At 61.5% G+C, this 14,134-nt stretch carries 13 protein-coding genes; 9 read left to right on the top strand and 4 right to left on the bottom strand.

The window, feature by feature from the left end; translation table 11 throughout:
- The first annotated feature begins 334 nt into the window (after window positions 1-334).
- From K529_RS19075 to fdhD, 3 genes are read left to right on the top strand one after another with little or no spacing between them, the layout of a single operon-like run.
- Window positions 335-2,638 (top strand): FdhF/YdeP family oxidoreductase, encoded by a 2,304-nt coding sequence (locus tag K529_RS19075; RefSeq protein WP_046002540.1) that lies wholly within the window; start codon window positions 335-337, stop codon window positions 2,636-2,638.
- Window positions 2,635-2,970, top strand: a complete 336-nt coding sequence (locus K529_RS19070) for a hypothetical protein (protein ID WP_065317501.1) — start codon at window positions 2,635-2,637, stop codon at window positions 2,968-2,970. Before K529_RS19075 ends, K529_RS19070 begins: the two co-directional genes overlap by 4 nt.
- A complete protein-coding gene (gene fdhD / locus K529_RS19065; RefSeq protein ID WP_052699544.1) occupies window positions 2,967-3,800 on the top strand; it encodes a formate dehydrogenase accessory sulfurtransferase FdhD in 834 nt (277 codons plus the stop codon). Before K529_RS19070 ends, fdhD begins: the two co-directional genes overlap by 4 nt.
- Before the next feature lie 83 nt (window positions 3,801-3,883).
- On the opposite strand, the gene nagA is transcribed toward fdhD, so the two are convergent.
- From nagA to K529_RS19045, 4 genes are all read right to left on the bottom strand, one after another.
- Window positions 3,884-5,026 carry an N-acetylglucosamine-6-phosphate deacetylase gene (gene nagA / locus K529_RS19060; protein WP_052699545.1) on the bottom strand — a complete coding sequence of 381 codons (1,143 nt, stop codon included), beginning with the start codon at window positions 5,024-5,026 and terminating at the stop codon, window positions 3,884-3,886.
- Window positions 5,023-6,051, bottom strand: a complete 1,029-nt coding sequence (locus tag K529_RS19055; RefSeq protein ID WP_005648329.1) for an SIS domain-containing protein — start codon at window positions 6,049-6,051, stop codon at window positions 5,023-5,025. The genes nagA and K529_RS19055 overlap by 4 nt, the downstream gene beginning before the upstream one ends.
- A 74-nt stretch (window positions 6,052-6,125) precedes the next feature.
- Window positions 6,126-6,881 carry a GntR family transcriptional regulator gene (locus tag K529_RS19050; RefSeq protein ID WP_005648325.1) on the bottom strand — a complete coding sequence of 252 codons (756 nt, stop codon included), beginning with the start codon at window positions 6,879-6,881 and terminating at the stop codon, window positions 6,126-6,128.
- A complete protein-coding gene (locus tag K529_RS19045) occupies window positions 6,868-7,755 on the bottom strand; it encodes a BadF/BadG/BcrA/BcrD ATPase family protein (protein ID WP_046002581.1) in 888 nt (295 codons plus the stop codon). The genes K529_RS19050 and K529_RS19045 overlap by 14 nt, the downstream gene beginning before the upstream one ends.
- A 180-nt stretch (window positions 7,756-7,935) precedes the next feature.
- On the opposite strand from K529_RS19045, the gene K529_RS19040 reads away from it, so the two are divergent.
- The 6 genes from K529_RS19040 (at window position 7,936) to K529_RS19015 (ending at window position 14,077) form a co-directional block, all read left to right on the top strand.
- On the top strand, window positions 7,936-8,826 hold the full coding sequence (locus K529_RS19040) for an N-acetylmuramic acid 6-phosphate etherase (protein ID WP_046002541.1): 891 nt from the start codon (window positions 7,936-7,938) through the stop codon (window positions 8,824-8,826).
- 40 nt (window positions 8,827-8,866) lie between these two features.
- A complete protein-coding gene (locus K529_RS19035) occupies window positions 8,867-10,120 on the top strand; it encodes an ABC transporter substrate-binding protein (RefSeq protein WP_005650227.1) in 1,254 nt (417 codons plus the stop codon).
- Between the two features lie 84 nt (window positions 10,121-10,204).
- Complete coding sequence (locus K529_RS19030; protein ID WP_005650231.1) at window positions 10,205-11,119, top strand: carbohydrate ABC transporter permease; 915 nt, start codon at window positions 10,205-10,207, stop codon at window positions 11,117-11,119.
- A 12-nt stretch (window positions 11,120-11,131) separates the two neighbouring features.
- On the top strand, window positions 11,132-11,971 hold the full coding sequence (locus K529_RS19025) for a carbohydrate ABC transporter permease (protein WP_005650235.1): 840 nt from the start codon (window positions 11,132-11,134) through the stop codon (window positions 11,969-11,971).
- 79 nt (window positions 11,972-12,050) lie between these two features.
- The gene (locus K529_RS19020) at window positions 12,051-13,085 is read left to right on the top strand and encodes a Gfo/Idh/MocA family protein (RefSeq protein ID WP_005650238.1); all 1,035 of its coding nucleotides are present in this window, start codon (window positions 12,051-12,053) and stop codon (window positions 13,083-13,085) included.
- Window positions 13,082-14,077, top strand: a complete 996-nt coding sequence (locus tag K529_RS19015) for an ABC transporter ATP-binding protein (protein WP_046002542.1) — start codon at window positions 13,082-13,084, stop codon at window positions 14,075-14,077. Before K529_RS19020 ends, K529_RS19015 begins: the two co-directional genes overlap by 4 nt.
- Window positions 14,078-14,134 lie beyond the last annotated feature (57 nt).

The raw sequence follows: 14,134 nt of genomic DNA, 5'->3' as shown, positions 1-14,134 counted from the left end.
CGTTCGCGCCGAGTCTAGCGCAAACGCAGCGTAGGAAAATGCCTGAGTGGGATCTCACGCAATGACCTTGGGTCAGTCTTAATAGATACATCCACGATATGAAACGCTTATCACGGCTTCAAAAATTACGAATTCAAACGTGGTTTCAATACGTTGACAGAATTTGATCCACAGCCCATCAAGAGGGGGACACGATCCATGCGCCCCTCTTCCCCTTGGCGCGCAGCCGCTACATTTTCCAACCGCTCCGCCCGGCATCGGCGCGATTCCTCCGGGTTTTAGCAACTTGGCGGAACCCATCGGTGCGGCCAGAGCCTGTCACAAGGCCCCAGCCATGACCCAGAACAACGGATCCGAAAAAGCACCTTCCGCAGCCGCCGGTGGCTGGGGCGCACTCAAGAGCGTCGGACGTCAGTTGATGGGCAGCGGCAAGCCCCTGTCCGGTGCGCGCACCATGCTGAAGGCCAACCAACCCGATGGGTTTGACTGCCCCGGTTGTGCGTGGGGCGACCCCGAACATGGCTCCTCCTTCGAGTTTTGCGAAAACGGGGTCAAGGCCGTCGCATGGGAAGCCACCCGCGACCGCGTGACGCCCGCATTCTTTGCCGAACACAGCGTGAGCGAGCTGCGCACATGGTCAGACTATGCGCTGGAAAAACAGGGCCGCCTGACCCACCCAATGCGCTATGACGCCGACAGCGACCGCTATGTCGAGGTCACATGGGACGACGCTTTTGCCGGGATCGCCGCGCGCCTCAATGCGCTGGATGATCCCAACCGGGCGGAGTTCTACACCTCCGGTCGCGCCAGCAACGAGGCGGCGTTTCTTTATCAGATGTTCGTGCGCCTTTATGGCACCAACAACTTCCCCGATTGCTCCAATATGTGCCACGAGGCCAGTGGCGTCGCCCTTACCGAGGCCATCGGCATCGGTAAAGGCACCGTGCTTTTGGAGGATTTCGAGAAGGCCGATGCGATCTTTGTGGTTGGTCAGAACCCCGGCACCAACCACCCGCGCATGCTTGCCGATCTGCGCGCCGCCACCCAGCGCGGCGCACGGGTGGTCGTGTTCAACACCCTCAAGGAAAAGGGCCTGCACCGTTTTGCCGACCCGCAAAACAAGCTGGAAATGATCCGCGGCGGCTCCGAGGCAACCTCGACCGACTATTACCGCCCGCGCCTTGGTGGCGACATGGCAGTGTTTCGCGGCATGGCCAAAGTCGTTCTGGCCGCCGAGGAGGCTGCACAGGCCACCGGCCAGCCCGCAGTGCTGGACCACGCCTTCCTGAGCGCGCACACCGTGGCATTCGAGGCCTACCGCGACGCGGTGAACGCCACTTCTTGGGACGAGATCGAAGACCAGTCTGGCCTCAGCCGCGACCAAATCACAGAGGCGGCAGAGATCTATCTGGCCTCTGATCGCGTCATCACCACATGGGCGATGGGGATCACGCAGCACCGCCATTCGGTGCCGATGATCCGCGAGATTGCCAACTTCATGTTCCTGCGCGGCAATGTCGGACGTCCGGGCGCAGGTCTGTGCCCGGTGCGCGGCCATTCCAACGTGCAAGGCGACCGCACCGTCGGCATCAATGAAAAAGCTCCGGCAGCCCTCTTGGATGCGATGGAGCGCGAGCTGGGCGTGGCGATGCCGCGTGACCGTGGCCACAACGTCTTGCAGGCGATCGGCGCGATGCTGTCCGACGACGCGCGCGCCTTTATCGCGCTTGGCGGAAATTTTGCCCGCGCCACCCCCGACAGCGCGCTGATCGCACAAGCGATGCAGAACCTTGATCTGACCGTGAATATCGCCACCAAGCTCAACCACGGTCATTTGCTGCCCGGCACGCACAGCTACATCCTGCCCTGTCTGGGCCGCACCGAGATCGACAAGAACGCCGCAGGTGTGCGCCAGATCGTAACCGTCGAGGATTCCATGTCGATGGTGCATGGCTCCGGCGGGATCAACCCGCCCGCCGCGAAGACCCTGAAATCCGAGGTGCAGATCGTTGCAGGCATTGCCCGCGCCACACTTGGCAATACCACCGTGGACTGGGATGCGCTCGCCCAAGACAACGACAAGATCCGTGACCTGATCGCCCGCGTGCTGCCAATCTTTGGCGATTTCAACGCGGCGGTGCGCAAACCGCGCGGCTTCCATCTGCGCAATAGCGCATCAGAGCGCGAATGGAACACCCCCGCCGGGCGCGCGACCTTCTCTGCCGATCCGCTGCCCGAGCAGACTGAATGGCAGAACCTACGTGGCGAAAACCGGCAATTTGTGCTGCAAACCTTCCGCTCGCACGATCAATACAACACCACCGTCTACGGCATGGATGACCGCTATCGCGGCGTTTACGGCGAACGCAACGTAGTCTTTATGCACCCCGATGACATCGCCGCACTGGATGCTGAGCCCGGTGATGTCATGGATGTGGTGGGCCTGCACGAGGATGACGTGGACCGCATCGCGCCGGGGTTCCGTCTGGTGGCCTATGACATCCCCAAGGGCTGTGTTGCGGGCTACTATCCAGAGCTTAACGTGCTGGTGCCGCATCAGGTCTTTGGCGACAAAAGCTTTACGCCTGCGTCCAAATCCGTGCCCGTCACCTTTCGCCCCAGCGAGACGCCCGCATGATGGCGCTCATCGAGGCACTGGTCGCCGACCACCCTGAGGCGCTCTCTCCCCTCGGGGCCGGTCTGATGACAGCGGCGCATTTGGGGATCGCGCATGACAGCCGCAGTTTTGCGCGCAAGTTCGGCCTTGCCCATGCGCTGGTGCTGCGTGAATGCACGCTTTTGGCCCATGAACACGATCTGCTGACGGTCGAAAGCCGGGGCGATAAATCCCAGCGCCTGTTCTACCAACTCAGCGATACCGGCCGCGCCACGTTGGAGCGGGCCTGCGATGATACTGACAACAACGCCCACCTGAGCGCGGCAGGCACAGCGAAGGAGTACGCCTCATGACCGCGCCGCTGCGCCATCCCACGGCCCCTGCGCATTTCACCGCGCATCGCCACGAAGGGCTGATCGTCTCGGCGGATGAGGTCGCGCCCCACAGCCGAGACCTAGCCGAGGAAACGCCAGTTGCCATGGTGTTTGACGGCTCCAGCGCCGCCGTGATGATGGCCAGCCCCTCCGACATTGAGGATTTCGCCTTTGGCTTTGCCCGCACCGAAGGGTTCATCACCAGCTTTGACGATGTGCGCGAGTTTGAACAGGTTGCGCATGACAGTGGCATCGAGGCGCGGTTCTGGCTGCGCGAGGATCGCGGTGCCGCGATAGCCAGCCGCCGCCGCGCCATGGCCGGTCCCATTGGCTGTGGTCTGTGCGGTATCGACAGTCTGGAACAAGCGCTGCGCCATCCGCGTGATGTGTCGGATGTGGCGCTCCGGTTTCGAGCTGCGGCGATTGCCGCCGCACCCAGTGACCTCGCCCGCCACCAGCCCTTGCACGATCAATGCCGCGCGGTACATGCCGCAGGGTTTCTCTGCCCGGATCATGGCCTGATTGCGGTGCGCGAGGATGTGGGGCGTCACAATGCGCTCGACAAACTCATCGGCGCGCTGCTGCGACAAGGGATCGACCCGGCCAGCGGTGCCTTCGTGATGACGTCGCGGATCTCGGTGGATCTGGTGCAAAAGGCGGCAGAAGTGGGGTCGGGCATGATTATCGCCGTCTCCGCACCGACCTCGCATGCGGTGCGGCTGGCAGATCACGCAGGCATGACCCTTGCGGCGTCAACACGCGGTGGGCGCTTTGCCCTCTATACGCATCCGCACCGGGTCGTCGCATAACCGGGTATACGCATAACCGAGTGATTGCAAAAGGGTGGCGTAGCCGCACGCCCATGCGCCCGGCCATGCACTTTGGCAAACCTTTAGCCAATCACGGGTGACGCCGCGCTCAGATCGGATTTGATGCGGATCATATCCGTCAACATCTGCCCCGGCAGCCTCAGATCCACCGGCGCATCGATCAACGCCGCCGGGATCGAGGTCGCCGCCTCCAGCGCTTCATCCAGGGACACACCGCATTGGCTGGTCAGAACCCTGAGCGCCGTGGTCAGATCCAGATCCGCCCCGGCCAAGGTGCCATCAGACAAGCACAACCGCCCTTCGCTCCGGGTGATCCGGCGTCCTTCCAGACGGAACTCGCTATCCGCCGTGCCCGCAACCGCCATGGCGTCAGAGACAAGGAAAATCCGCCCCGGCCCGCGCCGTTTGGCCAGCCACGCCGCGCGAAGGCTGGCGGGGTGCACATGGATACCATCCGCAATCAAACCCGCCGACAGCTCTGCGGTGTCCAGCACCGCCCCCACCAGACCCGGTGCGCGATTGCCCAACTGGCTCATCGCGTTGAACAAATGGGTCGCACAACCCGCGCCCGCCTTGGCATAGGCGACACAGGTGTCAAAGGGCGCATCTGTATGGCCAAGCGAGACCAGAACGCCCGCCTCCACCATCCGCGTCACCTGTTCAGGCGTGACATTCTCCGGTGCAATCGTGACCTTGAGCTTGGGCAGCAGGGCCGCCGCCTCGCAGATCGCGCTCAGGTCGCTCTCCTCCATCGGACGGATCAAGGCTGCGTCATGCGCCCCCTTGCGCGCGACCGACAGATGCGGCCCTTCCAGATGCAAACCGCCAAAGCCACGCACCCCGGCCTCATGGGCATCAATCCCGGCCTTCAGCGTCGCGCGGGTCTTCTCGGCGGTATCCGTGATCAGCGTTGGCAGGATCGTGGTCGCCCCCAGACTGCGATGCGCATCGCAAATTGTCGCAATCGTCTCGACGTTCGGCGCATCGCCCAACATCACACCACCGCCGCCATTCACCTGCAGGTCGACATAGCCGGGCGACAGGATATCGCCGCCCAGATCGATCATATCGCCGCGCTCGCCCAACTCCGTCAGCGGCACCATCTTCGCGAGCTGACCTGCGCGAAACTGTGCTGCATAGCCTTGCCGCAGGCGTTTGCCGTCAAAGATCGGCCCGCCCAGAAAGGTAATCAGCCGTTGCATCATACGGTTTCCGTAACCTTGTTGAGGTGGCGCGGTGCATCCGGGTTCAGCCCACGCCGCGCCGCAACGGCATCAACCATGCCGTAAAAAGACACAATCGATGAAATCGGATCGGTGATCCAGTGATCGGTGCGCACATGCGGCAGAACTTCTGCGCCTTTGGCCTTATCCGTAGTGGCAAAGACATGCGCGCCCTTATCCGCGAGCGCCTGCACCATGTCGCCAACGCTTTCCTCTGCCGCATCAGCCGCGGCAAAGGCAATCACCGGGAAATTTTCACCCACGATCGACACCGGACCATGCAGCACCTCCGCCGCAGAATAGCTCTCGGCGTGGATCTGGCAGGTTTCCTTGAACTTCAGCGCCGCCTCGTTGGAGATCGCCCAGCTTGGCCCACGCCCCAGCGTATAAAGCGACTGACCGTCGATGGCCTCAACCGCCGCGCTCCAATCGCAATCCTTTGCCTTGGCCAGATGTCCGGGCAGTTTGCGGATCGCATCCAACAGCTCTGCGTCCTGTTTGATTTCAGCCAGCAACCAAAGCCCCGCCACCAGCGAGGTGACAAATGTCTTGGTGGCCGCAACACTCAGCTCGGGGCCCGCGTGGATGGGCAGCACCGCCGCCGAGGCCTCCGCCAGTGGCGAGGTCGCGTCATTGGTGATCGCAACCGTATAGGCCCCCTTGTCGCGGAAGGCGGAGGTCAGTTGCACGATGTCCGGGCTTTTGCCCGACTGCGACACCGAAATGCTCAGCGCGCCCGCGCAGTTCAGATCGACCCCGTAGATGGATTTCACCGACGGTCCCACCGACGCCATCGGCAGGCCCAAGAGCAATTCGCTGGCGTATTTCAGATAGGTCGAGGCGTGATCCGAGGAGCCGCGCGCCACCGACAACAGATAGCTCGGGGCGAGGTCACGGATTTCAGCGGCGGTGGCCGTCACCGCGCCCACGCCTTCGCTCAGAAGACGCTCGACCGCGTCGGGGATTTCGTTGATTTCACGGCGCATCTGCGTTTGAGGAGCGTTCATGGTTCAAAACCTTTCACTGGGCAGATCAGTCATTAAGGGAAAGTAGGAGTAAGGCAGGTCGCAACGGCTGAGGCTCAGCCCGACAGTTGCAACTCCGCGACGAAGTCATAGGCGTCACCGCGATAAAGCGAGCGCGTCAGTTCCGCGACCCGGCCATCTTCGAGGAAAGACAGACGCTGAATGCGCAGCCCGGCGGTGCCTTCGGCCACGTTCAACAGGTCTGCCTCCGTCGATTCCAGATTGATGGCAGAGATTTTCTGGATCGCGCGCACCGGGCGGTGGCCGATCACCCCAAGCGTTGCATAAAGCGAGGTGGTCACCTCCAGCGGGTTCGGCAAAATACTGAGCGGCAAAGCCGCGCGCTCCAGCGCCATGGGCTGACCGCCCGCTTCCCGCAGACGATAGATCCGGGCCACCGAGTCCTCAGCGCCCAGCCCTAACACAGAGACCTCTTCTTCGGTGGGCAGGAAGACGCCACGCTCCAGCCATTTCGAGGTGGTCTCCAACCCGCGTTGCTGCATATCCTCGGTAAAGGACGTCAGATGGCGCAGCGATTGTTCAACCCGCGCGGTGCTTTCGCGTACAAAAGACCCAGACCCCTGTCGCTGTTCGATCGCCCCTTGCTGCACCAGCTCATGCATGGCCTTGCGCACGGTGACGCGCGACAGATCGGTGATTTCGGCAATCTCGCGCTCGGGTGGCAAGGAGCTGTTGGGGGGCAGCACACCGGACTGGATGGCCTCTTCGAGGCGGCGGCGCAGCTGCACATAGCGCGGTCCTGCGCCCTGATCGAACCAGATGTCGGGTTTCAGGAATTCAGTGATGGTCATCCCGCACCTCCCATGCGAACTCATGCGCCAGCGTAATCGCCCCGTCGAGCGGTGTGCCCCGTGGCGCGATGCAGGCTTCCTGCATGGCCGGTGGCAGATAGGGCAGGAACTGCGGTGCAATCCCGCCGGTCAGGCACAGCGGCAATCCGGCTTTCCACCCCATCTTATGTAGCGTCGTGGCGATCTCATGCGCGGCATCCGTCAGGATCTCTACCGCCAGCGGGTCGCCTTTGGCAGCAAAGGCGGTGACATCCGGGGCCACCCGGCCAAAATCCGCAGGCCGCGCCTTGACCGCAAAGGCGACAATCTCTGCCGAGCCGCCAAACCGCTCCAGAAGCTGCGCCCCCAGTTCCGAGGACTCGCGCAGGCGATCCACTTCCTCAAGCGTGCAGGCCAGCGCGCGTCGCCCCACCCATTGAGCCGATGCCGGATCGCCAAGCACCGACCCCCAGCCACCTGCGAATCGGCTTTGCTCTTCGATCTGCGCGGCAAAGAACGACCCGGTGCCACAATGGGCAATGAGTCCATCACTGCCGCCCAATGCGCCACTGAGTGCGGTGGGGCGATCATCGGTCACGCGCACCAGCTGAAAAGGCAGCGCATCCGAGAACCGCTCGGCGATCTGCGCGCCCGTCACCCCGGCAATTCCGATATAAACCGGGCACATGGCCAGTGCCGCAGCGCTATGGCCTGTCGTTTCAGCCAGTTGGTCAAGACCGTCGCGCACCTGCGCCACAGCCCCCGCCATATCGGTAGAAATATTCGCCGAGCCGGTCTCTACCGTGATCACCGAATCCCCATCGGATAGCGCCAGCCGACACCGTGTGCCGCCACCATCGAGAGCCAGAACAGAGGTTTTCAATGTGTCCGTCATGAGAATACCATTACGATACCAAATCGATTTTTGGAAGACAGAAACAGAACCAACACCGGGAGAAAAACCGGAAATATCGGAGAAACCGGAATTTTTGCAGGCCAAATCGCGGTTTCAGCACGTAATGGTAGACAAAAGGTATCAAATGGGTATTGTTGATTCAAATCTGGAGGGAATCACGTGTCGACCGCTGCCACGGAACAATTGCACGAAAACGCCAAAGATCTGGACGCCCGCCCATTGGCTGAGGTGGCAGAGATTTTGGCCCATGCGCAACACGATGCGTCTCAATCCCCTCTTGCCGCGACAGAAGCCATTTGCGCTGGCGCTTTGGCCATGGCGCGGGCCATCCGCGCGGGCGGCACATTGCATTACGCCGCCGCCGGATCTTCGGGCCTGATGGCCGCGGCCGACGCCCTTGAACTGGGCGGCACGTTTTCGATCCCCGCGGCGCAACTGCGCATCCATATGGCCGGCGGCATGCCCACCGGGGTCGAGATGCCCGGCGGCACCGAGGACGAAACCGCAGAGTTGGAACGCGCCCTCGCAGAGATCGGCCCGGATGATGTGCTGATTGGCGTCTCTGCCAGCGGCACCACGCCTTATACGGTTGCAGGCGCAAAGCTCGCAAAGGCGCGCGGCGCCTGTGTCATCGGCATCGCCAACAACGCCGGGTCGGCGCTGCTGGACATCGCCGATCACGCGGTCCTGCTGCAAACCCCGCCAGAGGTGATCTCCGGCTCCACCCGCATGGGGGCCGGCACCGCCCAGAAGATCGCACTCAATATGCTGTCGACCCTGATGGCGGTCGATCTTGGTCATGTCCACGACGGCATGATGATCAACCTGCGCGCAGACAATATCAAACTGCGCATCCGCGCCCGCCAGATCGTGACCCGCATCACCGGTGCCACCGACGACACCGCCAATGCCGCCATCGAGGCCGCAGGCGGCAATTTGAAATGCGCCATCCTGATTGCGGCTGGCGCAACAGACCTCGCGGACGCCAACGCGCGTCTGGAGACGACAGGCGGCAAGCTGCGCCCAGCGCTCTCGTCGCTCAACACATAAGAAAAACAACAATAAATCCATTCCAATAGGAGGAAGACCCATGAAAAGTAAGTTTATGTTGGCCGCGCTTGCGGGCACCGCTCTGGTTGCCACATCCGCTTTGGCCGAGGATGTCACCCTCACCGTCGAAAGCTGGCGCAATGACGACCTGACCCTGTGGCAGGACAAGATCATCCCCGCGTTTGAAGCGGCCCACCCCGGCATCAAGGTGAAATTCACCCCCAGCGCGCCGACCGAATATAACGCGGTTCTGAACTCCAAGCTGGACGCAGGCTCCGCAGGTGATCTGATCACCTGCCGCCCGTTTGACGCTTCCCTCGCGCTCTATGAGGCGGGCCACCTTGCCGCGCTTGATGATATGGACGCGATGAGCAACTTCTCCGATGTTGCGAAATCCGCATGGCAAACCGACGATGGCTCCGCGAGCTTCTGCGTGCCGATGGCCTCCGTGATCCACGGCTTCATCTACAACAAAGAAGCCTTTGAAGAGCTCGGCCTTGAGGTTCCCGCAACCGAAGACGAATTCTTTGCCGCGCTTGAGAAAATCAAGGAAGACGGCACCTATATCCCGATGGCGATGGGCACCAACGACCAGTGGGAAGCCGCCACCATGGGCTATAACAACATCGGCCCGAACTACTGGAAAGGCGAAGAAGGCCGCAAAGCCCTGCTCGCAGGCGAACAGAAGCTCACCGACGAACAGTGGGTTGCGCCTTTTGAAACGCTCGCCAAATGGGCGGACTATCTGGGCGACGGCTACGAGGCACAGACCTATCCCGACAGCCAGAACCTGTTCACACTGGGCCGCGCGGCGATCTATCCGGCAGGCAGCTGGGAAATCTCCGGCTTCAACACGCAGGCTGATTTCGAGATGGGTGCCTTTAAGGCTCCGGTCAAATCCGCAGGCGACACCTGCTACATCTCCGATCACACCGACATCGGGATCGGCATGAACGCCTCGACCGAGCATCCCGAAGCGGCCAAGGCGTTCCTGACATGGGTGGCCTCGCCCGAGTTTGCCGACATCTTCGGCAACGCGCTGCCGGGCTTCTTCCCGCTGTCCAATGCTCCGGTTGAACTGGACGACCCGCTTGCGAAGGAATTCGTCAGCTGGCGTGGCGAGTGCGAAAGCACCATCCGCTCCACCTACCAGATCCTGTCGCGTGGCACGCCGAACCTCGAAAATGAGACCTGGGGCGCATCCGCCGCAGCGATCAAAGGCACCGAGACCCCCGAAGCTCTGGGCGCAAAGCTCCAGTCCGGTCTTGAGACCTGGTACGAACCGCAACAGTAAGTCCCCGAAACGACACGAAAACCACTGTTGTAACACTCCCGGACGCGCCAATCCGCGCGTCCGGGACCTGGACCGGAGGTTCCCATGCAAAAGCCCCGCATCCGCTGGCATATCGCCCTCTTTTTGGCCCCTGCCCTGCTGATCTACACCTCGGTTATGATCTTCCCCCTCTTCAATACGCTGCGCCTCGCCCTCTTTCAGGAGGTCGATCAGGAGCGCGTGTATGTGGGGCTGGAGAATTTCCGCACGCTCTTCTTTGATCCGATCTGGTCGGAGCAATTCTGGAACGCTCTGGGAAATAACTTCTGGTTCTTCCTCGTTCACATGCTGGTGCAGAACCCCATCGGGATCGCACTCGCAGCCCTGCTGAGCCACCCACGCCTGCGCTTTGCGGCACTCTATCGCTCCGCGATCTTCATCCCGACGATCCTGAGCTTTGTGATCGTGGGTTTTGCGTGGAAGCTGATCCTGTCGCCCATCTGGGGCATCGCGCCTTCGATGCTGGATGCGGTCGGTCTGAAATCACTCTTTGCGCCGTGGCTTGGCAAGGAAGAATACGCCCTCACCACGCTGGCGCTGATCTCCGTGTGGCAATTCGTCGGCATCCCGATGATGCTGATCTATGCCGCACTCCTGTCGATCCCCGAAGAAATGCTTGAGGCGGGCGAGATTGACGGCGTCACCGGCATGGCCGCCTTCTGGAAGATCAAACTGCCGCTGATCCTGCCCTCGATCGGGATCATCTCGATCCTGACCTTTGTGGGCAATTTCAACGCCTTCGACCTGATCTACGCCTCCCAAGGCGCGCTGGCGGGGCCTGATTTCTCCACCGACATCTTAGGCACCTTCATGTATCGGACGTTCTTTGGCTTCCAGCTGCAACTGGGCGATCCGCATATGGGGTCCGCGATTGCAGGGGCGATGTTTGCGATCATCCTTGTGGGCGTCTGTCTTTATCTCTTCGGCATCCAGACCCGGATGCGCCGCTACCAGCTCTGACGGGAGGCACTCATGAGTTCCGCACGCTCCAACCCGATCAACACGGCTGCAATGCATGGCGCGCTGATCATCTACACCTTGATTGCGCTGTTTCCGGTCTTTGTGATCCTGATCAACAGCTTCAAGACCCGCAAAAAAATCTTCCGCGAACCGCTCGCACTGCCGGATGCGGACAGCTTTTCCCTCGTGGGCTATCAGACGGTGATGAAACAGGGGGATTTCTTCCTCTACTTTCAGAACTCCTTCATCGTCACCGTCGGCTCGCTCACGCTGATCCTGTTGTTTGGCGCCATGGCCGCCTTTGCGCTCAGCGAATATCGCTTTCGCGGCAATATGCTGATGGGGCTTTATCTGGCGCTCGGGATCATGATCCCGATCCGCATCGGCACCGTGGCGATCCTTGAAATGATGGTCTCCACCGGGCTGGTGAATACGCTCTGGGCGCTGATCCTTGTCTACACGGCGCAAGGTCTGCCGCTCGCGGTCTTCATCCTGAATGAATTTATGCGACAGGTGAGCGACGATCTGAAAAACGCCGGGCGCATCGACGGGCTCAGCGAATTCACCATCTTCTTCAAGCTGGTTCTGCCCTTGGTGCGGCCTGCGCTGGCCACCGTGGCGGTGTTCAACATGATCCCGATCTGGAACGACCTGTGGTTCCCGCTGATCCTCGCCCCCGCCGAGGAAACCAAGACGCTGACGCTTGGCAGTCAGGTGTTCATCGGTCAGTTCGTGACCGACTGGAACGCGGTTCTGTCGGCGCTGTCGATGGCGATCCTGCCGGTGCTGGTCCTCTATGTGATCTTCTCCCGCCAGCTCATTCGCGGCATCACGTCAGGGGCGGTGAAATGATGGATATGGTTCACACAAACCTATGTCAGCCGTCGCTCACGCCCCGGTCTGAAGACCCAAACCGCAAAGGAGCCACATCATGACCCGTGTTCTGATCGCTGGCCTCGGCAATATGGGCCTCTCCCACGCGCTCGCGCATCACAAAGAAGACGGCGCCGAGATTGTCGGCCTTGTCAATCGCTCGGGCCAGGTCGACCACCCCGACCTTCAGGGCTATCCGGTCTTCACCGACTTTCACGCAGCCCTCGAGGACACAAAACCGGATCTGGTGGTCGTCGCCACCTATTCTGACAGCCACGCCGACTATGCCGTGGCCGCGATGGAGGCAGGCGCGCATGTGTTTGTCGAAAAACCCCTCGCCACCACGGTGAAGGACGCCCGCCGCGTGGTCGCCACCGCCGAGGCAACAGGACGCAAGCTGGTCGTGGGCTACATCCTGCGCCACCATCCCTCTTGGGTGCGGCTCATTGAGGAATCCCGCGCATTTGGCGGACCTTACGTGTTCCGCATGAACCTCAACCAGCAAAGCAAGGGCGCAGAGTGGGAAACCCACAAGGCGCTGATGCAGACCACCGCGCCCATCGTCGATTGCGGCGTGCATTACGTGGATGTCTGGTGCCAGATCACCGATGCCAAACCCGTTCAGGTCAACGCCATGGGCCTGCGCCTCTCGGACGAAATCGCGCCCGAGATGTATAACTACGGCCAGTTTCAGGTCACATTCGATGATGGCTCTGTCGGGTGGTACGAGGCGGGCTGGGGGCCGATGATGTCGGAGACCGCCTTCTTCGTCAAAGATGTGATCTCCCCCAAAGGCTCAGTCTCAATCACCGAGGCCGACAAATCCGGCTCCTCGGATGTGGACGGCCATACCCGCGTTGGCGGGCTGCTGGTGCACCGCCCCGAGGGCGACCAGCTGATCGACCTGCCCGACGAACCCGGCCATCAGGACCTATGCGACGCGGAGCAAGCCTATATGCTGCGCGCCATCCGTGAGGATCTCGACCTCTCCCGCCACGCACGAGACGCCGTCCAGTCGCTGGCCATCTGCCTTGCGGCGGATGAAAGCGTCCGCACCGGCGCCCCTGTCAAACTGAAAGAGGTAACGCCATGACCGCGCTGACCCTGACCAATGTGAACAAATCCTTCGGCAACGTGCATGTCCTCAAGGACATCAACATCGAGGTGAACGAGGGCGAGTTCGTCGTCTTTGTCGGCCCGTCGGGCTGCGGTAAATCCACTCTCTTGCGCACCATCGCGGGACTTGAGGATGTGACCTCCGGCGAGGTCTGCATCGCAGGCAATGTGGTCAACCAGACACCGCCCTCCAAACGCGGCATCGCCATGGTGTTTCAATCCTACGCGCTCTATCCGCACCTCAATGTGCGAAACAACATGTCCTTGGCGCTGAAACAGGCCAAAGAAAGCAAGGAAACCATCGAGGAACGCGTGGCCGAAGCCAGCCGCATGCTGAGCCTTGGCGACTACCTTGACCGCTTCCCGTCGGAACTCTCGGGCGGGCAACGCCAGCGCGTCGCCATTGGCCGCGCCATTGTGCGCCACCCCAAACTGTTCTTGTTTGATGAACCGCTTTCGAACCTCGATGCGGCGCTCCGGATGAACACCCGGCTGGAGATTGCCAATCTCCATGAACAACTGGGCGCGACGATGGTCTACGTCACCCACGACCAGACCGAGGCGATGACGCTTGCGGATAAAATCGTGGTGCTGCGCGATGGCCGTGTCGAACAGATCGGCTCTCCAATGGAGCTTTATAACAGCCCGGCCAACCAGTTTGTGGCAGGCTTCCTTGGCTCTCCAGCGATGAACTTCCTGCCGGCGGAATTTGTTGATCCGGGCAACGGCAACACGCTGGGGGTGCGCCCCGAAGACCTCATGCTGGATGACGCAGGCCCGCTCCAGATCACCACCAAACATGTGGAACATCTGGGCGGCGACACCAATGTCATTGCCGATTGCAACGGCCACCAGATCACCGTGCGCCTGTTCGGCCAGCACGCGATCCGTTCCGGCCAAAGCCTGAGGCTCCGCATTGCAGAGGGCAAATCCTATCTCTTTGATCCCGACGGCGCTCGCCTCAGCTGACCCGAGGATCAACAAGGACCAAAAAGCGCGGCGTCTCCCTCCTGCGACGTCACGCCG

Origin of the sequence: Tritonibacter mobilis F1926 (assembly GCF_000376545.2) — a bacterium.
Lineage (GTDB): Bacteria > Pseudomonadota > Alphaproteobacteria > Rhodobacterales > Rhodobacteraceae > Epibacterium > Epibacterium mobile.
Note: the sequence above shows the minus strand (reverse complement) of the source record. Positions and strands in the feature narration are given on the sequence as shown.